This window comes from Sneathiella litorea, from assembly GCF_009882915.1.
GTDB classification, from domain to species: domain Bacteria; phylum Pseudomonadota; class Alphaproteobacteria; order Sneathiellales; family Sneathiellaceae; genus Sneathiella; species Sneathiella litorea.
In genome coordinates, this window is record NZ_WTUW01000001.1 from 1,086,376 (window position 1) to 1,111,514 (window position 25,139).

The 25,139-nt window shown below is 47.8% G+C and carries 26 protein-coding genes; 20 read left to right on the top strand and 6 right to left on the bottom strand.

What is annotated here, in order from left to right; genetic code table 11:
• Positions 1–2: 2 nt before the first annotated feature.
• Positions 3–248 carry an FAD-dependent oxidoreductase gene (locus GQE98_RS05240; RefSeq protein ID WP_161314571.1) on the bottom strand — a complete coding sequence of 82 codons (246 nt, stop codon included), beginning with the start codon at positions 246–248 and terminating at the stop codon, positions 3–5.
• Positions 249–1,101: 853 nt separating this feature from the next.
• Here GQE98_RS05240 and GQE98_RS05245 point away from each other — a divergent pair.
• The 6 genes from GQE98_RS05245 to GQE98_RS05270 all read left to right on the top strand — a co-directional run bounded on the left by GQE98_RS05245 (position 1,102) and on the right by GQE98_RS05270 (position 6,638).
• The gene (locus GQE98_RS05245; RefSeq protein ID WP_161314572.1) at positions 1,102–1,665 is read left to right on the top strand and encodes a carboxymuconolactone decarboxylase family protein; all 564 of its coding nucleotides are present in this window, start codon (positions 1,102–1,104) and stop codon (positions 1,663–1,665) included.
• 289 nt (positions 1,666–1,954) lie between these two features.
• The gene (locus tag GQE98_RS05250; protein WP_161314573.1) at positions 1,955–2,599 is read left to right on the top strand and encodes a DsbA family oxidoreductase; all 645 of its coding nucleotides are present in this window, start codon (positions 1,955–1,957) and stop codon (positions 2,597–2,599) included.
• A gap of 2 nt (positions 2,600–2,601) precedes the next feature.
• Positions 2,602–3,207, top strand: coding sequence for a TetR/AcrR family transcriptional regulator (locus tag GQE98_RS05255; protein WP_161314574.1), 606 nt, complete (start codon positions 2,602–2,604; stop codon positions 3,205–3,207).
• A gap of 501 nt (positions 3,208–3,708) precedes the next feature.
• Positions 3,709–4,734: a TRAP transporter substrate-binding protein DctP gene (gene dctP, locus GQE98_RS05260; RefSeq protein ID WP_161314575.1), complete on the top strand. Its 1,026-nt coding sequence runs from the start codon at positions 3,709–3,711 to the stop codon at positions 4,732–4,734.
• A 76-nt stretch (positions 4,735–4,810) separates the two neighbouring features.
• Complete coding sequence (locus tag GQE98_RS05265) at positions 4,811–5,335, top strand: TRAP transporter small permease subunit (protein ID WP_161314576.1); 525 nt, start codon at positions 4,811–4,813, stop codon at positions 5,333–5,335.
• Positions 5,328–6,638 (top strand): TRAP transporter large permease, encoded by a 1,311-nt coding sequence (locus GQE98_RS05270; protein ID WP_161314577.1) that lies wholly within the window; start codon positions 5,328–5,330, stop codon positions 6,636–6,638. The genes GQE98_RS05265 and GQE98_RS05270 overlap by 8 nt, the downstream gene beginning before the upstream one ends.
• A 50-nt stretch (positions 6,639–6,688) precedes the next feature.
• On the opposite strand, the gene GQE98_RS05275 is transcribed toward GQE98_RS05270, so the two are convergent.
• Positions 6,689–7,456, bottom strand: a complete 768-nt coding sequence (locus tag GQE98_RS05275) for an IclR family transcriptional regulator domain-containing protein (RefSeq protein ID WP_161314578.1) — start codon at positions 7,454–7,456, stop codon at positions 6,689–6,691.
• Positions 7,457–7,621: 165 nt separating this feature from the next.
• Between GQE98_RS05275 and GQE98_RS05280 the strand changes: the two genes are divergently transcribed.
• Genes GQE98_RS05280 through GQE98_RS05305 form a run of 6 tightly spaced genes read left to right on the top strand, consistent with a single transcriptional unit; the run spans position 7,622 to position 15,477 of the window.
• The gene (locus GQE98_RS05280) at positions 7,622–9,682 is read left to right on the top strand and encodes a hydantoinase/oxoprolinase family protein (RefSeq protein WP_161314579.1); all 2,061 of its coding nucleotides are present in this window, start codon (positions 7,622–7,624) and stop codon (positions 9,680–9,682) included.
• A gap of 38 nt (positions 9,683–9,720) precedes the next feature.
• Positions 9,721–11,382, top strand: a complete 1,662-nt coding sequence (locus GQE98_RS05285; RefSeq protein WP_202526090.1) for a hydantoinase B/oxoprolinase family protein — start codon at positions 9,721–9,723, stop codon at positions 11,380–11,382.
• A 14-nt stretch (positions 11,383–11,396) separates the two neighbouring features.
• Positions 11,397–12,737 carry an aspartate aminotransferase family protein gene (locus GQE98_RS05290; RefSeq protein ID WP_161314580.1) on the top strand — a complete coding sequence of 447 codons (1,341 nt, stop codon included), beginning with the start codon at positions 11,397–11,399 and terminating at the stop codon, positions 12,735–12,737.
• Between the two features lie 13 nt (positions 12,738–12,750).
• Positions 12,751–13,458, top strand: a complete 708-nt coding sequence (locus GQE98_RS05295; protein WP_161314814.1) for a 3-oxoacid CoA-transferase subunit A — start codon at positions 12,751–12,753, stop codon at positions 13,456–13,458.
• Positions 13,455–14,147 (top strand): 3-oxoacid CoA-transferase subunit B, encoded by a 693-nt coding sequence (locus GQE98_RS05300; RefSeq protein ID WP_161314581.1) that lies wholly within the window; start codon positions 13,455–13,457, stop codon positions 14,145–14,147. Before GQE98_RS05295 ends, GQE98_RS05300 begins: the two co-directional genes overlap by 4 nt.
• A gap of 22 nt (positions 14,148–14,169) precedes the next feature.
• Entirely contained in the window at positions 14,170–15,477 is a 1,308-nt protein-coding gene (locus tag GQE98_RS05305) for an aspartate aminotransferase family protein (protein WP_161314582.1), read from the top strand.
• Between the two features lie 182 nt (positions 15,478–15,659).
• Here the strand turns inward: GQE98_RS05305 and GQE98_RS05310 are convergent, their stop codons facing one another.
• Positions 15,660–16,757: an AI-2E family transporter gene (locus tag GQE98_RS05310; protein WP_202526092.1), complete on the bottom strand. Its 1,098-nt coding sequence runs from the start codon at positions 16,755–16,757 to the stop codon at positions 15,660–15,662.
• A 322-nt stretch (positions 16,758–17,079) separates the two neighbouring features.
• Positions 17,080–17,262 (bottom strand): anti-sigma factor family protein, encoded by a 183-nt coding sequence (locus tag GQE98_RS05315; RefSeq protein ID WP_161314583.1) that lies wholly within the window; start codon positions 17,260–17,262, stop codon positions 17,080–17,082.
• A gap of 163 nt (positions 17,263–17,425) precedes the next feature.
• Here GQE98_RS05315 and GQE98_RS05320 point away from each other — a divergent pair, with 163 nt between their 5' ends.
• Complete coding sequence (locus tag GQE98_RS05320; protein WP_161314584.1) at positions 17,426–17,602, top strand: DUF1328 domain-containing protein; 177 nt, start codon at positions 17,426–17,428, stop codon at positions 17,600–17,602.
• A gap of 112 nt (positions 17,603–17,714) precedes the next feature.
• On the top strand, positions 17,715–19,970 hold the full coding sequence (locus GQE98_RS05325; protein ID WP_161314585.1) for a hybrid sensor histidine kinase/response regulator: 2,256 nt from the start codon (positions 17,715–17,717) through the stop codon (positions 19,968–19,970).
• 21 nt (positions 19,971–19,991) lie between these two features.
• On the opposite strand, the gene GQE98_RS05330 is transcribed toward GQE98_RS05325, so the two are convergent.
• Complete coding sequence (locus GQE98_RS05330) at positions 19,992–20,480, bottom strand: sigma-70 family RNA polymerase sigma factor (RefSeq protein WP_161314586.1); 489 nt, start codon at positions 20,478–20,480, stop codon at positions 19,992–19,994.
• A gap of 163 nt (positions 20,481–20,643) precedes the next feature.
• On the opposite strand from GQE98_RS05330, the gene GQE98_RS05335 reads away from it, so the two are divergent.
• The 5 genes from GQE98_RS05335 (at position 20,644) to GQE98_RS05355 (ending at position 22,832) form a co-directional block, all read left to right on the top strand.
• Positions 20,644–21,360, top strand: a complete 717-nt coding sequence (locus tag GQE98_RS05335; protein ID WP_161314587.1) for a response regulator — start codon at positions 20,644–20,646, stop codon at positions 21,358–21,360.
• 77 nt (positions 21,361–21,437) lie between these two features.
• Positions 21,438–21,725, top strand: coding sequence for an ElaB/YgaM/YqjD family protein (locus tag GQE98_RS05340; RefSeq protein WP_161314588.1), 288 nt, complete (start codon positions 21,438–21,440; stop codon positions 21,723–21,725).
• A 3-nt stretch (positions 21,726–21,728) separates the two neighbouring features.
• The gene (locus GQE98_RS05345; protein WP_161314589.1) at positions 21,729–22,160 is read left to right on the top strand and encodes a hypothetical protein; all 432 of its coding nucleotides are present in this window, start codon (positions 21,729–21,731) and stop codon (positions 22,158–22,160) included.
• 103 nt (positions 22,161–22,263) lie between these two features.
• The gene (locus GQE98_RS05350; RefSeq protein ID WP_343044160.1) at positions 22,264–22,380 is read left to right on the top strand and encodes an entericidin A/B family lipoprotein; all 117 of its coding nucleotides are present in this window, start codon (positions 22,264–22,266) and stop codon (positions 22,378–22,380) included.
• A gap of 236 nt (positions 22,381–22,616) precedes the next feature.
• Complete coding sequence (locus tag GQE98_RS05355) at positions 22,617–22,832, top strand: hypothetical protein (RefSeq protein WP_161314591.1); 216 nt, start codon at positions 22,617–22,619, stop codon at positions 22,830–22,832.
• 32 nt (positions 22,833–22,864) lie between these two features.
• Here GQE98_RS05355 and GQE98_RS05360 read toward each other — a convergent pair whose 3' ends face one another.
• Positions 22,865–23,947 carry an endonuclease/exonuclease/phosphatase family protein gene (locus GQE98_RS05360; RefSeq protein ID WP_161314592.1) on the bottom strand — a complete coding sequence of 361 codons (1,083 nt, stop codon included), beginning with the start codon at positions 23,945–23,947 and terminating at the stop codon, positions 22,865–22,867.
• Positions 23,948–24,296: 349 nt separating this feature from the next.
• Between GQE98_RS05360 and GQE98_RS05365 the strand changes: the two genes are divergently transcribed.
• Entirely contained in the window at positions 24,297–25,127 is an 831-nt protein-coding gene (locus tag GQE98_RS05365) for a PRC-barrel domain-containing protein (RefSeq protein ID WP_161314593.1), read from the top strand.
• Positions 25,128–25,139: the final 12 nt, after the last annotated feature.

The window sequence follows — 25,139 nt, forward strand, 5'->3', positions numbered from 1 at the left end:
TATTATGTCATTTTACGCCAAACGGAGACGCGGTCGTATTCGTCTGACAGCACCTTATAGTCTGGTTTGGGCTCTAATTTTGAGGTTAAGACTTCTTTCGATAACGGCGGGCGATCATAGGGCGGGAAAGGTTCGTCTCCTAAAATTGTGATTGAGCGTTCATCGCCGAGATCGCGAAGGGTTTTAGCAAGTATAGCCGCTGCCATTCCTGCACCGATAATGATGGTGCCTAGTTCATTCTTAAGCATTTTTACTACACCAATCGATTATTATTAGGTGATAATTTTCAAAACAAAATAGAGCAAATACCCAAGCGGAATGGTGTAAGCTTAGGCCGGTTTATTCTGTTGCTACAAATTCGCTCATCAATTTGATTTTTATAGTATAATTGGTCAAAAAGTACAATTAAAAACCAAGAAAATACTTCGATTAACACCCGCTTTTGTGCTCCTTTTTTGTACGTATAAATTGCAAAGAAGAGATACTTTCCAGGGTCTTTCTTTTACTGGCAAACAGCTAAATAGGTTAGTTTGTCCAGACTGCATAAATCAGTGTTCTTACCATGGGCGAGACTCAAAAATTCGAACTCGTTTCGCTCTTTTATAACGTCATCCGAGATTATCCGCCTGGTAGGAATGTTGTGTGTCTAATTTTCCCCCTCTCGCTTCGAAATTTCGGAACCCTTATTTATGAACGAGGCTCGATGTTTTTCATAAAACAATTCCATTTATTAGTGTGAGTTTGTGTAATCGGATAGCGTTCGATTAGGGGAACATTTCAGGTCGATCTCTTGTTGTTTGATGGCAGGGTACGCTACCTAAGAACGCGGCATGATCAGTGGGTTATAGTCACATTAGCGGGTTAGCTCAGGAATTCTCTACAGGAATTTAAGTCGACATCACATTTGAGTGATCACTCAAATACGCTATTGAGTAATTGCTCAAATAAGATTATCTCTCCTCTAGCGCAACGTAGTGAAGGATACCAAACGATGGTGTTGAAACAGAAATGCGGTGACTGGCTAGTGATCACCGAGGGTACCTCTGGCATCAATCCCGCATGAAACTGAATAAAATAAACTGAAAACTTAAAGGAAAGAAAATGACTGACTTCGTCAAACACACTATTGAAACAGCCCCGGAAGCTTCTAAGCCACATCTGGAAACATCGCTGAAGAACAACGGTCGTATTCCTGGGCTTCATGCTATCATGGCTGATGCTCCGGGTCTGTTGGCTACCTATAATTTTGCCCATCAACAATTCATGGCCACAAGCCTGACTGACGAGGAAAAAACTGTCGTTTGGCAAACTGTGAATGTCGAACAGGATTGCCATTACTGCGTCCCGGCGCACACTGGCATTGCTAAAATGATGAAAGTTGATGACGCGATCACTGAGGCGTTGCGCAACGAAACTCCACTACCGACTGCTAAGCTGGAAGCGCTGCGCGACTTCACCTTATTGGTTATTCGCAATCGCGGTTTTGTGGATGAGGCCGACACGCAAGCCTTTTTGGCAGCTGGGTTTAGCCAGACAAACATCCTGGAAGTTATTCTGGGCGCGGCTCAGAAACTGATGTCCAACTATACCAATCACTTTGCCCAGACGCCAATTGATCAGGTATTTCAAAAATTCGCATGGGAGAGAACTTCTCAAGTCGCTTAAGTAAATCAAAATTTGGGGCGGAGAGTTCTCTGCCCCAAATCCTTTGTGAAGACCAAATCATGAATGCGTTAAACACTAAAGGTGGCTGTGCCTTGTTCCGGGCAACAATTTTTAACATTAGTCGCAAGATCCCAGTCCTGGCCCGGCCTAATGCAACGGGCGCCTAGGAAACCCATCTGATGTTACTTTTAACGGCGAAACTGATTTCGCTGGTCTATGGCGTCATTAATTTGCGAATATGGTTGGAAGTCGACCAAAGTGTACTGGAAGATGAAGAAAGGAAGTTCACATGACAACGCCACTCCGTATCGACATTGTGTCCGATGTGATGTGCCCTTGGTGCATCATCGGGTATCGCCAGTTAGCACAAGCTCTTGAGGCCACCGCTACGGCGCATGACATCCACTGGCACCCGTTTGAACTGAATCCAGAGATGCCACCTGAAGGGCAGAATACTCGCGAGCATATCATCGAAAAATATGGCTCTACCCCCGAGCACTCGGCGCAGAGTCGGGCGCAAATGACAAAGCTTGGTGCCGATCTGGGTTTTGATTTCCGGTTCACTGAAGACATGCGCATGCACAACACATTCAATGCCCACCAGATGCTTCATTGGGCTGACAAACAGGGGCGCAAGAATGACCTGAAAATGGCGTTATTCACCGCACATTTCACTGAGGGGCGTAACCTGTCTGACGTGACAGTTCTGGCTGATGTCGCCGGAGAAATTGGGCTGGATCGTGCCGAAGCTCTGGCGGTTCTGGACGACCAACGCTTTGCGTCTGACGTTAGGCAAGAGCAGAATTTCTGGATCCAACAGGGTATACGCGGCGTTCCGGCAATGGTGTTTGATCAAAAGCACCTTGTCACTGGCGCACAAGGTGTCGAAAATTACACAAAAATCCTTGCGCAGCTGACTAAAGAGACCACCTGAGCATGTCCCGTTCCGCACCTTATGATCGTGAAACTGCTCTCGATGCAGCTATGAAGCTGTTTTGGGAGAAAGGGTTTCACGCGACCTCGCTCAAGGACCTAGAAGCTGCCTTACAGATGAAACCCGGCAGCATCTATGCGGCGTTTACCAGCAAAGAGCACCTCTACATGCTAGCGCTTGAACGCTATTTTGAAAAATCCCGCGCAATGTTTCGCAACCAGATCGTGCGCGCGGCTTCGCCGCTGGATGCTCTGGCTGATCATTTTCGGGCCTATGCGCGGCTGGCGCCGAATGACAAGTCTCGAAAAGCCTGTATGTTGACCAAAACCATGGTTGACACGCGTACGACCGACCCGGCCATTGCAGCCGCGACACGAAATTATCTTTCAGCGATGCATAACGAGTTTAGGGCTGCCTTTTCAGCCGCACAAACTGCAGGCGAGTTGGCAGACAGTGCAGACCCCAATCGTCTGGCCCACCGTTTTCAGGCTAATGTCACCGCGCTGCGATTGGCTTTGCATCAGGGGATGGGGGCTGAGGATTTTACCCAGTTGGCCGAGGATATGGCGTTGGAAATTGAAGGATTGCGGGTAACGGCAACTTCATGATCAATCCAGTTAGTGGCGGATTTCCGGAACTTTACGGAATTTGTTTCTGTTTACGCATCAGTCCATAACAACCTCAACCGTGATAGTTGCCTAATTAGCCGACAAGTTTTTAGGTCTCAACGAAATGCCGCACTGACAGAATGACAGAAAATTCGCCCGACAAAATGAAGGTATTTTTTGCAAACGGAGACGAGGTAGCATTTGTCTGTCAGCGCCTAAATTCGTAAAAATATTCTTGCTAAAAAGTTAATTTAGCAAAACCCCAGAAAAACTTCCGACTGTAGCAACATACGAACTCTTTCTAAAATAATCGACGGTTGCGTGGTGAAATCCCATCGAACTTTATGATGATATAAGAAGATATTTATTCTAACTGTAGAGGACAGTTCAGAAGATGTACTAATTTCTCGGTACTTCACTTGACATCTCAGTTTTTTCCGTGTCATTATTTCGAAAATAGATACAAAGTTTTAATTTTCGAAACTTATCTCGGAGGTAAATATGTTAGGAATGAGACCGATAAAGCGCTTGGCCCTAGGTTTTGCAGCCTTTTTCAGCCTTGGTAACTTGGCTTTGGCAGATGATGCCGTTGTCTGGCGCATTCAGAGTAACTTGAATGCAGGCGAGCCAGGTTACATTGCATTGGAAGAAAAATTTGCAAAGCTTTCTGAAAAAATGTCTGGGGGTGACATTTCATTTGAAATCTACCCGGTAGGCGCCCTTTTCCCGATTGCGGATGGCCTGGAAGCAGTCGGCGCGGGTTTGACGGAAATGGCTGTTTTAACAGGTGGTTACTATTCTGGTAAAATGGGGCCAATAGCGAATTTGGAAAGCGGCGTTCCCGGTTCTCTAAGGACACCGATTGAACGGTATAATTTCTTCTACAAAGAAGGTTTTATTGATATCGCCCGGAAAGCTTACAAGCCGTATGGTATTTTCTATCTCGGGCCGCAACTTTCTCCACCTTGGGATATTATGTCCAAGAAGCCAATCACATCCATGGCTGATTTCCAAGGGCTGAAAATAAGGTCATTTGGTCTGGAGGCCAAATGGTATGAATCTATGGGAGCGACACCTGTTTTCATGGGTGGCGGTGAAATTTATACAGGCCTTGCAACTGGCGTACTAGATGCCGCCCGTTGGGCAAGCCCCTCTGGCAATTTGAACAATTCCTATCAAGAAGTTGCCAAATACTATGTGCAGCCTTCTCCGATGCCGGTTCCAAATAATTTCTTTGCAGTTAATGAAGCCGCATGGTCCGCACTTCCTGACAACATAAAGGAAATCCTGAAAGAGGCTGCTGTGGCATCATCTTTTGATTATATCGCTCAGGCTGATATGAAAGATGCACAGGCCATGCAGGAAATGGAAAAACAAGGCGTAGAAATTTCTGTGATTTCTGCGGAGGAGTGGGCAAAAATGGAACAAGCTGCTGCTGAGCTTTGGAGAGGATACGCTGCTGAAGGCGGTCTTGCCCAAGAAGGTGTCGAACTTCTTGACAATTTCCTCAAGAAACTAGGCCGTTAGCTTTTAATATATCCGGCTCGTCTTTTGACAGAAGGACGAGCCGGATTTCTTTTTATCTGTTGAAGTGTGGGGCTAAATGCTGCGAAGGATCAGTGGCTATATCGATCGAGCTCTCGAGTTAGTTGGCAAAACTATCGCAATGCTGGTTTTTCTGATGATTGGCGTGATCGTTTTTGAAATGGCGGCGCGCGGATTGTTTGACATGCCGACTTCGTGGGCACATGAATTCACTTCCTGGCTCCTCACTCTTTTTATTTTTCTTGGTGGCCCTTGGGCGCTTGCTAAGGGGCAGTTCGTGCGGGTGGATGTATTTCACGCAAAAATGAGTCCGAAAAAGAGGGCTCTTGTGGACACATTTGTCTCTACCTTGTTATTTGCTTTATTTGTGGCTGTCCTGATTTGGCTGGGCGGCAAATTCGCCATATCCTCCTTCCATATAGGTGAGAGGTCTGCCACTGGCGGCTGGGCGGGGCCAGTCTGGGTTCCGAAGTTTGCTATTCCCCTCGGATGTATATTGCTAAGTTTCGCGTGGATTTCCCATTTGATCCGACTTTGGGTTGCGGTTGTCGATGGGACGAACAAGGAGGCGGAAAATGCCTGATCCGTTACTCGTCACACCGCTCCTGTTTGGTTCCATGTTGTTCTTGTTGGCAATTGGCGTTCCCATTGCGATTGCCCTGGGTGGCCTAAGTGTTGGCATGATCTATGTTTTCTGGAGTCCCATGGCTCTGAATATGATGCCTCTTAGAGCTTTCCAGAACACCTCTAGTTTTGAATATATTGCTATTCCCCTCTTTATCTTCATGGCGACCATGTTGCAGAAATCCCGAATTGCCGAGGATTTATACGACACCATGCAGAAATTTTTTGGTGGTCTCAGAGGCGGCCTTGCAATCGGAACTATCATTATTTGCACCATCTTTGCCGCCATGGCAGGCATCAGTGGCGCGGCGACCATCTCCATGGGGGTTCTGGCAATTCCAGCTATGCTCAGCCGCGGTTATGGGAAAGACATGGCCTTGGGCTCTGTTGCGGCAGGTGGGTCACTAGGTATTTTGATCCCGCCAAGTGTAACGATGATCGTATATGGCCTGGTAGCCAATACCTCCATTGGAAAGCTTTATGCTGGCGGTGTTTTGCCCGGTCTTCTGATTGCTCTGCTTTTCAGTATCTATCTGTTGATGCGTGGGCAGTTGCAGCCGGCTCTTGCGGGCGGCGTCAATATGCAGCGATACAGTTGGGGTGAAAAACTGGTGAGCCTTAAAGGGTTGTTGCTACCGCTTGCGCTTGTAGTCTCCGTGCTGGGTTCCATCCTGCTTGGCATTGCGAGTGTATCGGAGGCCGCAGCAATCGGCGCTGGTGGTGCAATTATTGCAGGCGCCCTGCGGCGGCAGCTCAATTGGAAGAATCTGCAGGAGGCAGCCTTTGAGACCTTGCAACTGAGCTGTATGATTTTTTGGATCATCATTGGCGCGTCAGCGCTCTCAACCTTTTATACCGCCATGGGAGCGGCGCGCTTGATCGAAGGGATTGTCCTTGGATTGGAGTTGAACAAATACGTTATTCTGATCGGAATGCAGGTGATATTGCTCGCTCTTGGAATGGTGCTGGATACGGTCGGCATTATCCTGATTACAGCTCCGATTTTTGTACCGATTATTTTAGCGCTAGGCTTTGACCCGGTTTGGTTTGGAATTCTTTATATCATTAATATGGAGATTGGTTTCCTGACGCCACCCTTTGGCTATAATCTCTTTTATCTGAAGGGGGTTGCCCCACCCTCGGTGAGCATGGTGGACATATACAAGTCTGTCATTCCCTTTATTCTGCTGATGCTTCTGGCTGTTGGGATTTGTATTGTTTTCCCGGATATAATCCTATTCCTGCCAAACCTGATTTTCTAAGGCCTAGTTGACCCTCCAGAAATGACGAAGCTACCAGTTACCGGTGGGCTTCAGGAAGGCTTTTGGTTGAGTATACTTGCGAACTGATCTGCGGCAGCCTTGATTTCTTTAATCCAGTAGTTTTCCGGATATTTGGATATACGGTTTCTTGGGCCGGTTACGCCAACAGCATAAAGGACGCCAGTATTTTCGAACAACACTGGACAAGCATAAGCCATAACGGATTCATCAATTTCTCTGTCGCAAACTGCGTAACCGTTCTTTTTCACGTCCTCCCATTCCTTGCGGACATCTGAAATTTTAGTTTTTGTAAAGGGGGTCAGGGCCTCCAATGGAGTGACGAGCAAACGGGCGATAGTTTCCTCATCCTGATAGGCAAGGATCGCTTTAGCAGAAGCCGCAGCATGAAATGGAAGTTCAGATCCAGGTAAAACATGAAGACGATGACCCTGGTCAGGCGCGCTTCTTGCGACCGATCGGACTTGGTTGTGGTAAAGCCGGACAATATAACTGGTTTCCTGAATGCGGTCCGATAGGTCGTCACAAACAAGTTGGGCATAGTTTGCAACAGTGTTCTTATCCATGCCTAACTGTAATAGACGCCACATCCGCTCGCCAATCCGGAAGGTTTTCTGGCGTTTGTCCTGAGCAGATAGGGCCTTTGCTTCTATCAGGCTTTTAGTGAGTCGGTGGACGGTCGGTTTTGGAAAGCCGGTGAGGTTAACAATCTCCGTAAGGCTGAGCCCATCATGAGATGCAGCCACTACTTCCATAACCTTTAGATAACGCTCCAGCGGACCGGTTTTTTCCTCACTCACTGTTTGATCTTCTTTCTATTCTATTTTGTCTTGGTCATTTTTCTAACCTGCCCTTCCACTAGGCGCAAGAAAACAGTGAATTGGCCATTGACAACTACCACGATGGCTTAATAGTATCATAAAATAAAACAAAGTTTCAATAATCGAAATTACGGAACTCATAATATGCAGAAGGTCAAGACAACATCATCAATTAATGTAGGGGTGGATGTTGGGGGAACATTTACAGATTTCCTAATGGTGAATACCGAAACAGGTGAATTTCGCACTGCCAAGGTCCCGACGACAGTAGATGACAGGGCGCGAGGTTTTCTTCTCGGTATTGAGGAACTTGACGTCGGAGCTGAGGCCATTGACTGGTTGGTCCACGGTACGACGGCGGGCACCAATGCGGTGTTGGAGCGAAAAGGGGCTCACACAGCACTTATTACCACAGCAGGATTTCGGGATACTTTGGAGTTGGGGCGTAGAACCCGCCCTTATGCCTATGGTCTATCTGGAAGTTTCGAGGCTTTGATTGAGCGAAATGACCGCTATGAAGTATCTGAACGTTTGGATGCAAAGGGTCGGGTTCTGATCGAATTGGATGAAGATGAGGTCCGCCGGACAGTTCAACAGATTATCAAAAGTGGTGCTGAGTCCGTCGTTATTCACTTTCTCCATTCTTATATCAATCCAGTTCATGAGCAGCGATGTGCAAAAATTGTTCGTGAAATGTGGCCTAACAAAAACGTTGTTGCCGGATCTGAGATTGTTCGTGAAATGCGGGAATTTGAGCGAGGTACGACTGCGGCCATTCACGCTGCTATTCAGCCGATTGTTTCCCGATATATTGAACGGGTTCAGTCCGCGCTTGAAGAAGAGGGTTTCAGGAACGAACTTCTGGTTATGCAGGCGAATGGAGGCATGATGGCCTCTTCCCTTGTAGGAGAGCATGCGGTCCAAACGGTCATGTCCGGTCCTGCCGCCGGCGTTCTGGCCGCGGCAGAAATAGCTAAGGCATCGGGTTTCTCGAACGTTATTACTGGCGATATGGGCGGAACCAGTTATGACGTCGCCCTCATTGTTGAAGGTGAGCCCGTTATTGCCGCCGAAAAGGATCTTGCCTACGGTATACCGATTCGTATTCCCATGATTGATATTCATACCATCGGCGCCGGTGGTGGAAGTATTGCCCACCTTGATAAAGCCGGTATGCTCCGTGTTGGACCAGAAAGCGCTGGCTCGTATCCCGGCCCGATCGGATATGGTCGTGGTGGAGAGTTGCCGACAATCACAGATGCGAATTTTCTGCTCGGGCGGATCAATGCTGAACAGGTCACCGGTTCAGACAATAAAGCTCCACTGGAGAAGATTGAAACAGCTATGCAGGAGCAACTGGGCGCAGATCTTGGCATGAGCGCAGAACAGGTCGCGGCCGCAATTATAGAGGTCGCGGTTAATGAACTGGCCGGTGCAATTCGCCTTATTTCTGTTGAAAAGGGAAATGATCCTCGTGATTTTGCATTGATGCCTTTTGGGGGGGCGGGTCCTTTGCATGCCGTGGCAATTGCACGGGAACTTGGTATTCCTCAAGTGGTCGTGCCCCGCTTTCCAGGGCTGACATCTGCGTTGGGCTGTGTTTTGGCTGATGTGCGCCATGACTTTGTTCAGACAATCAATAAGCCGTTCATTGAGCTGGAAGCAGAAGAAGTCAACAAGCTGATGCAGGAACAGGCTCGGGCCGGCCGGGAATTACTGGCGCGGGAAAATGTCGCGACAGAGGCTACTGAAGTTCGTCATGAGGTGGATCTACTATATCGCGGTCAATCGCATGTTCTTCGTATTCCAATCAAGGCAGATCATTTCGATAGCCAGAATGTTCTGTCTGACCTTACTGATGCTTATCTTGACCGGTTCAATCTTTCGCTACCCGAAATGGTACCGGTTTTGGTGAATGTCCGTACAACTGTTATTGGAGTTCGCGAGCCTATTGACATGTCTCTTTTCAAGCCAGGGGCGGATACGTCATTGGAAATGGCGAAAGTTGGTACCCGTCGGGCATATTTCAATGGAAGTTGGTATGACGCCGATATCTATAATCGGGAATTTTTACCAGTGGGCGCTGAGCTTTCCGGTCCCGCCATCATTGAACAGTATGATTCCACATTTGTAATTGACCCAGAGGCTACCGCCAAGGTGGATGATATTGGCAATATCGTCGTGGATGTGGCGCCATATCAGTAATCAGGGAATTAGCAAGACAAGACATCAGGAAATTGAATATGACTAGCGCAATGACAACAAAGAACAAAAAGGACGGGATCGATCCCGTTACCCTAACGGTAATTGAAAAGGGTTTGCAGCAGGTCTGTAGCGAGATGGATCTGGTACATGAGAAAACTTCCTTCTCTCCTGTGATCTCGGAATCTTTTGATCGCTCAAACGGAATTTATGGACTGGGAAATGGTCGGGTGATTTCGCAAGGAGTAATGGGTCTGCCAATCTTTATCGGCGTCATGCAGGAAACGACCCGCTCAGTTATCGACTATCGGGACGACTTGGAAGATGGCGATGTTATCTTGGTCAATGATCCCTATTTGGGGGGCACCCATCTGATGGATGTGAAGATGGTTAAACCCTTCTATTACAAGGGTAAGATCTGGTGCTATCTGTCTAATACCGGTCATTGGCCCGACACAGGAGGAATGGTGCCCGGAGGTTTTAATAGTACGGCTACCGAAATTCATCAGGAGGGGCTGCGTATTCCGCCGGTAAAACTAATGAGGCAAGGAACAATGGACCAGGATGTCGTCCGGATAGTTCTGGCCAATATTCGGGTATCGGAGGAACGTATTGGGGATATAAAGGCCCAGATCGCGGCCCTAGACGCCGGAGCGCGGCGTTTGACTGGCCTAATTGACCGTTATGGTCAGGAGACGGTAGAGAGCGCCATCGCCGAACTGGAAGATCGGTCCGAGCAAATGATGCGCGCCCATATCGACACAATTCCTGATGGGACGTATTGCGGTACGGCCTATATGGATAGTGATGGGGTGGTAAACGAACCGCTGGAAATTAATGTGGAAATTGCGGTTAACGGGTCTGATATTGCATTTGATTTGTCAAAATCCAGTCCACCCTGCATGGGTCCCATGAATTCAGTATGGGCAACGACCCTTTCTTCCATCTATGTGGCGATCAAGCATATTTTTCCCGACGTCCCCGTCAATGCGGGCTGTTTCCGTCCTATTAAGGTGGAAGAGCCTAAAGGCACTTTTATTTATGCAGAATATCCACGGCCGGTCGCGGGATGTGCGGCAGAGGTCTCCCAGCGGATAATGGAAGCTGTTTTTCTAGCCCTTGCCGATGCGATCCCGGGCAAGCTGTTCGCAGCGCCTGCCGGTACGTCAGGTAACATCAGTCTGGGTGGTTTTGATCCAGAGGATGAGCGCAATTATATCATGTATTATTTCTCCGGCGGTGGGTATGGCGGTTGGTGGAGTGGCGATGGTATCACTAATGGCTGTTCTACGATCGGTATTTCAAAGAGCCAGCCTGTTGAGGTGCTGGAGCAACGCTACCCTGTAATATTTGATCACTACAGCATTCGTGAGCATTCGGGCGGGGCCGGGAAATATCGGGGTGGATTTGGTGTGAGTTACAAGGTTCGTATGCTCCGGGGGAGTGGTACGGCTTCTTTCTTGATGGAGCATGGAAAATTTGGCCCTCCCGGTATTCTTGGTGGTGAGGAAGGCGCATGCAACGAGATCAGGGTATGCCGTAATGGGCAAATTATCGAACCAGAGCATGTGTCAAAAGGTGAAGGATTTACTCTTGGGCCCGGCGACTGGGTTGAGGTTCTTACCCCTGGCGGCGGCGGATACGGATTGCCGGAAGCGCGCTCGGAAGAATTAACCAAGCGGGATGAGAAACGCGGTTACTGAATAGGGAGATATTCATGAGCAATGTTATTCATCGCAAACTTCTGGAAACACCGCCCCGTATCGTTGCGGCAGATGGACTATGGGTCACAGATGCAGACGGAAAGCGATATCTGGATGCAGTTTCAGGGGGTGTGGCTGTTTCCTGCATAGGACACCGTAATGAGCGGGTGAAAGAAGCCATTGACGCACAGATTGAAGCGGTTTCGTATGTGCATTCCTCCTTTTTTACTTCGGATCCGGCAGAACAACTTGCCCACCAACTCATTAAAGCAGCGCCTGATGGGCTTTCAAAGGTGCTGTTCTGCTCTGGTGGCTCTGAAGCGGTTGAAGCCGCTCTCAAGTTAGTACGCCAGACCTGGGTGGAACGGGGGGAGCCAAACCGTCGCCACGTAATCTCCCGAAGGCAGAGCTATCATGGCGCAACCCTTGGGGCACTATCTGTCGGCGGAAATCTCGCTCGCAGTGAAATTTACAAGCCGATGCTGTTTGAAGGACACTGGATCGATCCTTGTTACGCCTATCGTGAGAAATCAGATCAGGAAGATCTTGAAGCGTATGGATTGCGGTCCGCGAACCTGCTTGAAGAGGCTATCTTAAGGCTGGGTGCGGATAATGTTGCAGCCTTCATCATGGAGCCCGTGGTGGGGGCGACATTGGGCTGCGCGCCATCTGCGCCAGGTTATCTTAAGCGTGTCAGGGAAATCTGTGACACATATGGAGTCCTGCTTATTTTTGATGAAATTATGTGTGGCATGGGCCGGACCGGAACCACTTTTTCATGCGCAGAAGAGGGGGTTGTTCCAGATTTCCTGACAGTTGCCAAGGGACTCGGCGGTGGTTTCCAGCCTATTGGGGCGGTTCTTGTAGGAGATGGTCCCGTAAATGATCTTTACCAGGGGTCAGGCGCTTTGAAGCATGGCTTTACATATATGGCACACCCCGTCGCATGCGCGGCGGCATCAGCTGTGCAGACAGTGATTGAAGAAGAAAATCTGTTGGAGAATGTCGCCACTCGGAGTGAGCAGTTTTTCTCTTGTTTGCAAACACGGTTTAAAGATCACCCTAATATTGGCGATATTCGCGGCCGAGGACTTTTCGTTGGGGTGGAGTTGGTTAAGGACAGGGTTAGCAAGGAGCCTTTCGATCAGGATGTTCAACTCCACGCTGTGATTAAGAAGCTTGCGTTGGAGGAAGGATTGATGACATATCCCGGAAGCGGTACTGTTGATGGCCTTCGTGGGGACCATGTTGTTTTCGCTCCCGCGTTCACAGTATCTGAAGCCGAGATTAAGGAAATAATAGACCGGTTTGAAGTGGCGCTGGACCGGGCGCTGGTATCTATACCGCAGATTTAAGGAAACAAGTATGATCGATAAAATATGCCCGTCGGTTGAGGTAGCCATTGCCGGGATTAAAGAGGGAGCTACGATTATGGTCGGGGGGTTTGGGGAAGCAGGAAGCCCCATAGAACTTATCCATGCCCTCATCGATAAAGGTGTCGGAGATCTCACCATTATAAACAATAACGCCGGAAACGGCGCAGTCGGTCTCGCCGCGCTTATAGGAGCCGGTCAGGTGCGCAAAATAGTATGTAGTTATCCTCGTTCTTCCAATTCCAAGATTTTTTCGGAGTTGTATCGACGCGGGGAGATCGAACTTGAGTTGGTGCCGCAAGGCACTTTAGCGGAGCGGATACGCGCTGGTGGTGCCGGTATTCCAGCGTTTTATACGCCAACCAGTTTGGGAACACCTCTTGCTGAGGGTAAAGAGGTTCGTGAGATTAAAGGGCGCAACTATGTGCTGGAGTATAATTTGACGGCAGATATTGCCCTTATCCGGGCTGAAAAGGCAGATACTCTCGGCAATCTTACCTATAACAAGGCTGCTCGGAATTTTGGACCTATTATGGCTATGGCCGCAACTACGACAATCGTTCAGGCCAGAGAGGTCGTCCAAGCTGGTGAAATTAACCCTGAAGTCGTTGTGACGCCCGGCCTTTTCGTTGACCAGATAATTGAAATCACCAATCCTGCTATTGAATCTCAGTTGATTAATGAGGGAGTATCCTACCCATGAGTGAGTCTTCAGGAAAGACTGGATTGAGCAGGCCTCAGGTGGCCTGGCGCGCGGCTCAGGACTTGGTGGATGGATCTGTGGTTAACCTTGGGATTGGCATTCCGGAGATGGTTGCCGACTTTGTTCCCGATGACCGGCAGATCATCTATCACACAGAGAATGGTGTTCTTGGGTTTGGTCCGCGTCCGGCGCCGGAGGATGAGGATCCGGACTTGATAAATGCGGGCAAGAAGCCGGTGTCCCTGCTCCCCGGTGCCTCTTTCTTTCATCATGCGGATAGCTTTGCCATGATCCGAGGCGGGCATCTGGATTACTGTATTCTTGGGGCCATGCAGGTTTCTGAGGACGGCAATCTTGCAAACTGGTCAACGGGAGCGCCTGACGCTATCCCTGCAGTTGGTGGGGCCATGGATCTTGTGGCCGGTGTTCCCAATGTTTTTATTATTACCGATCATGTCACCCGTAAGGGGCAACCTAAATTGATGAAGGCTTGTACCTACCCCCTCACGGCGGTCGGGGTCGTGAAACGGGTGTTTACTGATTATGGCGTTTTCGATGTAACGGAAAAAGGTTTTCGCATCACTGAAATTGCTCCGGGGCTGACCGTTAGTGAGGTTGAGGCCAAAACGGATGCACCGCTGGAAATATCTGATCATCTGAAACTGATTGAAACACCGTCTAATATATAACCGACACAACGGGAACATAAAGATGAACGTAAATATGTCGCCTTTTCAACGCCGAATTGAGGATCTGAAAGACCAGTATGCAGCTGAAAATCCTCGAAGCCGGGAATTGATGGCTGAGGCAGAAAGCTGGATGCCCGGTGGGAATACGCGCTCTGTCCTCCATTTTGATCCTTTTCCGCTGGTTATTGAAAAGGGAGAGGGAGCAAAGCTCTATGATGTAAACGGGCATGTAATGCTTGATTGTGTGGGGGAATTTTCGGCGGGTCTATATGGGCATTCAGAACCGGCCATCCTAAAAGCTGTTTCGGAAGCGATGTCGAGCGGCATTGTACTTGGGGGCCCTAATCTGTATGAAGCCCGCCTTGCTGAGCTCGTCTGCAAGCGTTTCGCCTCTATGGACTTGGTCCGGTTTTGCAATTCCGGAACCGAAGCCAACGTTTTGGCTGCGGTCACTGCACGCGAAGTCACAGGTCGATCGGCGATCGTCGTGTTTGATGGGGCTTATCATGGAGGGGTCATGACATTTGCCGGGGGACAAAACCCGATGAATGTTCCTTTCGACTGGATTGTTCTTCCCTACAACGACCCGGCTGCAGCACGCGAAGTTTTTATTAAAAATGGTAGGCGTATCGCTGCGGTTTTTGTGGAACCCGTTCTTGGAGCGGCGGGTAATATTGCTGGAACCTATGAATTTCTCCAGACCCTTCGCGAAGAAACAGAAAAATCTGGTAGCCTGTTAATCTTTGACGAAGTAAAAACGTCCCGTCTGGGGGGTGGTGGTGTTCAAGGAATTCTTGGTATTACACCGGATATGACGACCCTCGGGAAATATTTGGGAGGGGGGTTCACGCTCGGTGCTTTTGGTGGACGAGCAGATATAATGACTCGTTTCAATCCACATGAGCCCGGAAGTCTGAAACATGCAGGAACATTTAATAATAATGTTTGCTCGATGGCTGCCGGTATAGCCGGACTGTCATCGGTTTTTACTAAAGAACGAGCTGAGGCTTTTCTTAAGCAAAGCGAGAGCTTTCGCCTGCGCCTTGGTGAAGCCTTAACCAATGTACATCCTGATTTCCATGTGACAGGGCTAGGCTCTTTAATCAGTATTCATTTTGCCAGCGTCGAACCGAAAAGCGGCGCGGATACCACTAAAGAAACACGGCAATTTCGTGATCTTCTTAGCCTGAAGGGCCTGTTGGGCGGCGTCGCCTTTACTGGACGAGGAGATATTTTCCTTTCACTTCCTATGACGGATAGTGACATGGAGATCATCCTCAAACTGATTGTTAGCACAGCGACGGAGTATTTGGATTTTCGGGAAGCTTAGATGGTATTGCACATTACTTTCCTGCAAGCGCAGAGGTATTGTCAGACTAATCCCGCATTGACGACGATCTAATGTGATCATAATCTTTTTTTGCTCTTTCAAAGCTTTCCCCGGCATAAAACCGGCTGGCTTCTATTCTATGCTTATTTGAGACGAGATCGCATCAGTTTGACAATTGCTTTTCAAGAGGTGTTCTTGGCATAAAAAACTGCCGGTTCGGCAAACATCTGATTGTATATTGCAAAAAGGATTAGCAGTGACGGTACGGCGATGAAGCCACCCAATGGCCCCCATAGCCATATCCAGAATACGATGGCAAGAAACACGATGAATGGATTTAGGGTTACTCGTCGGCCAATCACCATAGGAGTCACGATTTGAGCCTCAAAGAGGTTAATGCCTAAAAATATCAAAGCTGGTGTAAGGGCGCCCAGAAGAGTAGCCGAACTGGTCAGGCCGACACCAAGTAAAATAACGAATGTTACCGCAGGCCCGATGAAAATGACGTAATTGAGGACAGCGGCAAGCATTCCCCATAGTAATGGTGAGGGGACATCCAGAGCCCATAAGGCAATAGCTACACTTAATCCCATTCCAAGATTAACTAAGGTTATGGCAAGCAGATAACCTGAAACCTTGCGTTCAATTTCTCGGAAAACCCGTGCTATATGCCAACGGGTTCGCCTGCTCATCGGCAGACTCAATAGGGTCCGTCTTAGGGTGTGACGCGCCGCGACAAAGAAATAGAAGCTGGCCAGGAAGAGGACTATTTGCCCTGCAATAGTTGGCGCGAGAACCGCAGCATCTTGAACGGCGGAACCATCTTCAACGACAACCGTCTCTCCATCTTTCTGGCCAGTCACACTTCTTAGCTGGGCTTGTAGCTCCGTGACTGTCTCCAGATTATCCTGCCAACTTGCAAGTTCAAAACGCAGCCTTGCCCAAATTCTCGGAAGCTGGTCAATCCAGGTAGACAGAGGAGCAGCAAATACGGCTATTGCAATGCTGATCAGGATGATAAACAGCAACACAACAATAGCTGCCGATCGGGACGCTGGAATGCGAAATCTTTCAATCCGGTCCGCTATAGGGCCGAACATGATCCCGATCACGACAGCAAGAAAAATTGGTGAAAGGATGGTCCTGGAAAAATGAAGCGCTGTGACAAGTGTGACTAAAGCAAGAAAAATAACCGATACTCTCGCAGCTGTTTCAATTCTACCTCTATGCATTTCCGCGACCCGGGAGGCATTAGGTTCTATCTTTTTCTGCTTCGGCATTGCGGAGTGTCCTTTTTCCTAATAACGGACTGATTTCAGTTAAGTTCCGCAAAATGATCAAATTTAGATTCTAGAAAGAGTAGCTGCGATAATGGTTTCAACATCCCTGGATTATCCAGGTGCCATTATCCAGGTGCCATTTTCGAGGTTCTCTTCTATGCGGCTTCTGTTTTTCATGATCCATGATGAGGCGCTCATAGATATATAATCGGTTGCACTTTGGAGTCGTTTATGTGGAACAAACATCCGCAATCTCAAATAGTTCCCGTAAAACATTGTATTGTGTTTGAGGGAAGTGCCATTCCGGCTTTAGGGTCCCTGTTTAATTCAGGGTGTTTTTCCACCATATTTTTAGCAGTTGCTTTTGTCGCAATTGGGCCAGATAGTATTTTTTCGCTTTTGGATTCGTCGAAATAATTCTTTCTATGCGCCGCGCATCTGCCGGGGTCAGCACACCGTCCACATATTCCTGGATTTCTTCCTCGTTAAAATCGATTGATTTCATACTGCTAGAATGTTCGTCATGGGGCAATGATCAGCTCTCTTATGCCTAGTTTATGTATCTTTCCTATATGCCTAATGTTTTTCGCAGGGGTTTTGTTCCTTGGAACTTTTCGGACACACCGCCGTTGGTATGTCTGTATGAAGTAAAATTAAGGAGGAATAAGATGCTTGGTTGGGCAATAACATTCTTATTAATTGCACTGGTTGCTGCAGTATTTGGCTTTGGTGGGATCGCTGCTGCGTCAGCAGGAATTGCGCAGATTATTTTTGTGATTTTCGTCATTCTGTTTCTGGTTAGTGCTATCGCGCATGTCATCAGGGGCCGCAAACCCCCAATGTAATCCGCATGTTTTCCATACCCCGAGATAGTACGGGCACTTCACGCTAGACGGCACTTCTGTTGAGGTGCCGTTTTTATTTCTCGTCTAGAACATGCTCTTGTAGAATAGGAAAATGAAATATTTATCCCCGAAATTTTTTTCTGCCTATCTCGGAGTTTTGCTGTTCGGCCTGGTGTTTTGCACATTCCTGCTTGTCTTGGGTGAAAGCCGGATACGGTCAGAGAGCAAAAATATTGAGCAACTCGTACAATCTCTTTTTGAATTAGAAACTGCGAGCCTTCTGGTTGAGAAAATGCTTTTGAGCCAGCAGGGCTACATGATTTTTGGCGAGCAACATTTTCTTCATGAATATGAAGATACCAAGGTAAGGTTATCTAAAGTACATACCGATTTATCGCTCTTCAGGCTCGAAGATACGTTCCAGAGGGGAATCCTCGGGGTAGTAGGGCAGAAAATTAACCTTCTTGAAGCGGCCCTTGAAAATCGGGCTTCCAAAAGGCTGACTGTAAACACTGCGGACATAGTTACCGCAAATAGAAAAATTGATGCATTAAAAGGTGAAATTTCAGAGACTTTTGAGGCGCTAATCTTGGAAGGGAAAAGCCTTCTTGATACCCAAAACCTGTCTACCGAGGATAAAATCAGGCAAAATGAACAGCTTATGCTGGTCACGGCAGCCATCGCAATATTACTCATAATGTCAATTGCAGGAAATTTTATTCTCAGGAGTAGTTTTCGCCGGCTTATCACAGGCGAGGTTTCTGAAGAAGAGGAGGTCCTGGAGCTTGCGGTCGAAGGCAGCAAGGATGGGATATTTGACTGGGATATTCAGTCGGGTGACGTAAATTATTCTGATCAGTTTATCACCATGCTGGGGTGTGAGCCTGACGAATTTAAGGGAAGTTTTGAAGACTTCACGGATAGGCTTCATCCAGAAGAGAAGGAAACAGTCCAGAATTATATCGATCTTTATATAAACGGGCGGTTGTCTGAATATTCAAATACATTTCGCATGCGGCATAAATCCGGGCGCTGGATTTGGATAAGGGCGCGTGGGTCCGTCATGCAGGACGATAATGGTGAGCCTGCCCGGTTTGTCGGCACGGTAACGGATATTAGCGCGGAAAAAGACTACGAGTTGAAACTGGAAATGGCGATTCAGAAAGCGGAGAAAGCTAACGCTGCCAAAAGCGAGTTTCTGGCGCATATGAGCCACGAGATAAGGACACCTTTGACAGCCATTACCGGTGTTGCTGAAATATTGGCTCAAAGTTCGCATGAGCTGGATGAGAAAAAGCAGAAGCTCGTCAAGGTGCTGCACTCCAGTTCCATTAGCCTGAAAGACCTCATATCTGACATACTTGATTTTTCCAAGATAGAGAGCGGCGAGCTTGAACTGGAGGAAACGTCGTTTAGCCTGCCGAGTGTTTTTGAGCACATAACGAGCATAATGTCCGTGCGGACAAAAGAGAAAAATCTGGAGTTTGTATTCGATTACGCAGATGTAAAGGACCTGGACTTCTATGGAGACTCTGTCCGCATCCGTCAGATACTGATTAACCTTATCGGTAACGCAATCAAATTCACGGAAGAGGGGCATGTCCACGTCAAGGCCAGGACCGAAGATCAAGGCGGTTTTTCCGCACTCAGAATTGATGTCGAGGATACGGGCATCGGCATTTCCGACGAACAAGCGGAAATAATTTTTGAGCGCTTCAAGCAAGCTGACTCAACGGTATCCCGGAAATTTGGCGGCACGGGACTTGGGCTACCTATATCGAAGAAGCTTGCCAGCTTAATGGGGGGGAGCATCGAGGTCGAAAGTGAGATTGGAAAAGGATCCAAATTTTCCTTTATCTTGCCGATTATCGCAGGTATCGAAGAGCTTGTGGAGGGAACGGATCAGGATGAAACCGCCAGAAAGAAGCGTATCGAGGAGCTGAAAGCGCATATTGAAAAAGAAAAGAAAGCCTTACTTGTCGAAGACTATGAAGGAAACATTACGGTCCTGGGGCATATTCTTGAAGAAATGAACGTTCAGTTTGATATCGCCAAGACAGGCCTGGAAGCCGTAAACCTGTGGAAGGAAAACCACTATGGCCTCATCCTGATGGATATCCAAATGCCGGAGATGGATGGGTTTACCAGTACAAGGCTAATACGAAGCATAGAAAGCGAAAAGGGCTTTAGTCGAACACCGATCGTCGGAATGACGGCTCATGCCCTTGTCAGCGATAAGGAGAAATGTCTTGAAGCAGGTATGGACGGATATTTACCAAAGCCCATCGTCGAAATTGACCTTAAGGCGACAGTTTTGGAATATCTAGGCGATTTTGTCAGGGTGGAAGAGGAAAGCCCGGAAAATTAATCCGGGCCTTCAAGTGAAAACTTAATTTGCGGCAGTTGTTTCCAATTGCTGCTGTAAATTCTCGCGAGCGCGCGAAAGACGGGAACGCACTGTTCCAATAGCGATATTCAGGAATTCAGAAACTTCCTGATAGCTCATGCCTTGGACACAGATCAGGATCAGTATCTCCTGATGCTCATGAGACAGCCTGCTCATGGCCTCATTCACTGACTGAAGCTCAATTTGCTTATCCTGCGGCGCTTCAATGGATTCTGCTTCCAGATAGCTTTCCGGATCGTACTTTGTTTCGAATTTTGCCTTGCGGCGGTAGTCGGAAACAAACTGGTTGTACATGATCTTCGATGTCCATTTGAAAAGATCCGTATTCTCCTGAAACAAATGCTTCTTCTCAATTGCTCTTAATAGCGTATATTGAAGCAAATCTTCTGCATCATGATTGTTCTGCGTCAGGCGACGGGCGAAATTTTTTAGTCCGGACACCTCTGTAGTCAATTCTTGATTGTTGAACATTTGCGTCTTCCTTTTCGCTAATCGTTAATCGATATTGCAAAATGGAAGGTAGTCGACCGATGTAACCTGAGATTTTCGCCTTTGTATCAATCGCGAAAGAGTTTGTAACATTTTTGTAAATGGCTGGAAGAAGCCCTTAGAAGCCTTAAAAGGGGTAGCTCTAATGAATAAGGGTGCAGTCCTGTTAGTTGACGACGATGAAGGGCTCAGAATAGTGATGACACATTATTTTGAATCCGAGGGTTATTCAGTCGTTACTGCAAAAGATGGCTCCGAAGTCACGGCGAAGCTCAACTCCGAGAAGCTGGATGTTATCCTGCTCGATCTGGTTCTGCCGGATACGGAAGGTACCAGCCTTATCCCGATCATAAGGCAATCGACATCGGTCCCTATAATTGTTGTCAGCGGCAAGAATGATACAACTGAAAAAATCATCTGTCTGGAATTGGGGGCGGATGACTATCTAACGAAGCCTTTTGAAATGCGAGAACTAAAGGCACGCGTCAAGGCCGCGATGCGGCGCGCGAAAGACAATTTGGCCGCAGAGTCGACTGGTTCTGACAATAAACCAACATCTGACGTTATCGCTTTTGGCAGCTTCACGATGGATCGCAATCAGTATCAGGTTTTTGACAGCGAGGGTAACTCCGTTGATTTTACAGTTGGCGAGTTCAAGCTGCTGGAGGCATTGGCCACCGCTCCCAAACGAACTTTAAGTCGCGAGCAATTATTCGAGCTGACCCGTGACGGCGAGTTTGATGCCTATGATCGTGCAATCGATATTCAGATAGGCCGCATTCGCAAAAAACTTGGAGAGGACGGTCCAAACCTCATCAAGACGATGCGTGGTGTTGGCTACATGTACGCGCCCCCGAGCTAGGCACCAATCAAAACATTGGAACTTTATTCTGATTTGACAGTTCGTTGAGTGTGAACGAAATCAAATGGAGTTTTACAATGGTCAAATCTAACGAAACCTCCCCGGAAATTGACGCGCTGAAAGAAGATCTCGCGGCATTGAAAAAACATATGTCCGAACTTACCGCTAGCCTGAAGCAGGATGGCGTTGACGAGGCCGGCAGAATCAGCTCAAAAGCAAAGGAAAAGCTTGGTGATCTGAAGGATCGAGGTAGTCAGGGCCTTGAGGCGGTAGAGAATAAGGTCAGAGAAAAGCCGGGCCAGAGCATCGCGATCGCGTTTGCAGCCGGGTTCCTGGCAAGCTTGCTCCTGCGGAACCGGAGCTAGGCCGTGAACCCGCTGCTGGAAATATTACAGCAAACGCTCATGGATAATCTGGCGCCTAGAAAGTCAGGTATTTTGCAGCGAGGAGCAATTGGGGCTTCCGTTATTGTCCTAACCGTCGCCTTATCGTTCATTGCATTGTTCTTTCTGGCGCTGGCCTTTTATAGCTGGATGGTCCTATATGTGATTCCGCCGCTTGCGGCACTGGCCACTGCGGGCGGCATTCTTTTAATATGCCTGTTTGTTATGACAGGTCTGTACTTCATGTTGAAGTCAAAGCCGACTCCTCCCTCGCAGGCGGATGAAACCGCGCAGGCGATCTCGGCTCTGGCTGCGCTTGCAGGCGACGAGCTTGGAAAAACAGTTGAAACCAATCCGAAAACGACTTTGTTGGTCGCGGGTATTGTCGGCCTTATCGCTGGAAAATATCTGCAGTAGGGCGGAACTAATTTTGTCCCTTGGCGTTGGTTGATTGATGTTTAAGGTCAAACGAAAGGACAGGTCAATGAGCTTTATAAGCAAGGAAGTACGCCATATTTTCATGATAGGGTTCATCGCCCTTGCGTCTCTGTCACTTGCTGCATGCGAGACGATGGAAGGTGCTGGCGAGGACATCGAGGATGCGGGTGAAGCCATTCAGAAAAAGGCAAATGAATAGATAGAAGCCGCTCACAGTTTTATGCCTCCGAATGTTAGTAAAGCCGCCTTTAAAAGGCGGCTTTACTTTTGTTATGGGATTAACTTTCCTGCTCCGGCGGGCAAGAGTATAAAAGCGCAGGTGCCGCTGATTTTCGAGGAGAAGTCACGCTTTCCCTCCGTAAATGTTTCTGACATAACAAACGCTGGGTCAGTATGTTAAACTGACCGGGATCGGCAATTTGCGAAGGAAAAAACATGGAGTGGGAAGCTCAAAAACTTTGCAGTAAAATCGGTGAGTACGAATTATTTGTCGAAAAGCAGAAACAGGACTGGGATTGCGATCAGCCGTTGGACCAGTGGAAATGGGCGGTCGTTTTCCATGGTACGATTGTTGCGAGTGGCGTAACAATTGAGATGGAAGATGCAAAGCGAATTGCGAAAGCCAGTGTCCCAAAGGATGCTCTGGCTTAGCTTCTAAAAGCGTTCATTACAGGAGAATTCGGTTAATCTTCCCATTCTTCACCGACGGGTTTCCTCGTCCTGTCTTTTTCCGCTTCGATCAATGTTTTAGCTTCTTCGCAGTCACTCGTGCTTGCGTCATCTGGTAGAGAATTGTCGTTTTCGAAAACCAGGGAAAATTCATAAAACATGGGGAAGTGATCTGACCCGATATGCCGCTGTCGTGCTATGGACACGAGTTCAAATTCTTCCGAATGGAAAACATGATCAAGCGGCCATCTTAATAAGGGAAAGCGGGCATCGAATGAATTAAACATTCCGCGCCCCTGACGCGGATCCAACATTTGTGAGATTCTTAAAAATCGTCGGGTGGTCTCTGACCAGGCAACGTCATTAAGATCTCCGGTAATGATTAGCGGCCGTTTTCTTTTCGTAGCGATTTTTCCGGCAACGAGAATTTCAGCATCTCTGCCTTGTGTGTCCCGATGTGGAACCGGAGGATCTGGATGAATGGATATAAGGTCGAAAATATCGCCTTTTTTTATCTCAAAGGTGCAATGAAAGCTGGGAATTCGTTCATTCAGCAAAAACTTGATATCTCCTCTTGGCATTTTCAGGCGAGAGGCGAGATACATTCCGTAGCTATTGTCCTGCGGACAGGTGATTTTGTGCGCGTAGTTGCTTAATGATGCATCCAGGGCATCAACCCATTCCTGATCGGTTTCCATCAAGACAAGAATGTCAGGATCTTTCTCTTTAATCAGTGCAATAAGATTTTGATATTGCCGATTGCCTTGCTTTACGTTGCAAACGAACAAGCTTATGACGTCTCGATCTGTGTCGTCTGGATGATACCAAGCCGATTGTTTAGCCCACAGCGGTGTGAAGCGAACGATGTAAACCGATTGAATAGCAAGCGTTCCAATCAGCATGGCAAGGATGGCGATGCTAATCCAGTTCATTGGTAGCAATGCAAGCACAAAAATTATTGCAATAAGCGAGATTACGGCAAGTTGAAGACGTCCAAAATCAAACACCCTGACGGCACCATGGGCAAGCGGTATAAAGGGGGCCAGGCTGGCTAAAATGCAGAATGATGCAATTATGCCCAACACATAATAGGACATGAGAGTCTTCCAATAATTGTCAGCTATCAATATATAACGTTCGGAATGGAATTACTGTTAAAAATTCTTTACCCCTACTGAATTGGATTGGTTCTTTGCACTGGCTATTCTTCCGCTGTGCCGAGCTTGCATAAATCTTGCGTTTATCTTCGCAAATATTAATGAGTTCACTCACATCTCTACCGTCATATTTTGCATAGTTCAGCTTTCATTTGCCTTGGTGTTCATTTGAATCTGCGCTCGATCAAACGGGGTGACGAAAAAAATGCTTTTGAAAGACGGAACCTTTTGCCGTGGCGTCTGTTTGTCAGTTGTGTAACGACTTCTGAACACAAAAGAGGATTAGATAATGCAAAAGAAATTTTTAGCAACAGCATCCATCATCGCCCTTATGAGTGTAAACCCTGCCTTTGCCGATACGGCAAAAACAGATGATAGCGTAGCGAAAGACGCGACTGAGCAGGTGAAAGAGAGCTGGGATAAAGCCAAGAAGGCAGTCAAGGAAACAGCCGAGGATGCCTCCGAGGCAACGAAGGACGCTTACAGAGATTTCAAAGCTTTTATCTTCAGCGACGATGAGGGCCAGCTCGGCATTGAGCAGGTTAAAGTCAACCCTCGAACGACCGCTACAGGTATCCTCGGAGAGCCTGTCTACAACTTTAAGGACGAGAGGGTCGGCGTTGTAGAGGACATTATCCTTGATGAAGATGGTAAAGCGGTCATGGTCCTCATCGGTGATGGCGATTTCTTCGGCCTGGGCAAGCTTGCCGCATTTGATTATGACGCAATGATCGAAATGAATGCGGATGGCGATATTGTCATGCCACTTACCGAGGAAACCATTGAACGTGCGGCAGAGTTCTCCTTTGATAGAAACAATACCGGAATGAACGTCCGTATGATGCCAAACAACGCCTACAGCGTGGAAAAACTCCTTGATGCCCAACTCGTGAGCGCAGAAGGCAAGACGATGGGTGAAGTAGATGACATCACCTTTAAAGGAGGGCAGGCCAACCAGCTGATCGTCGGGTTTGACAAAATCCTTGGATTTGGTGGCGAAGAAATAAGCTTGGCCTACGACGATGCGACGCTCGTCAAGGAAGGCGAGGATAATTACAGATACACGCTCTCGGCAAAGAAATCCTCGCTTATCAGCAACCACAAATCAATGATGAACTAATTGCATTGAGCT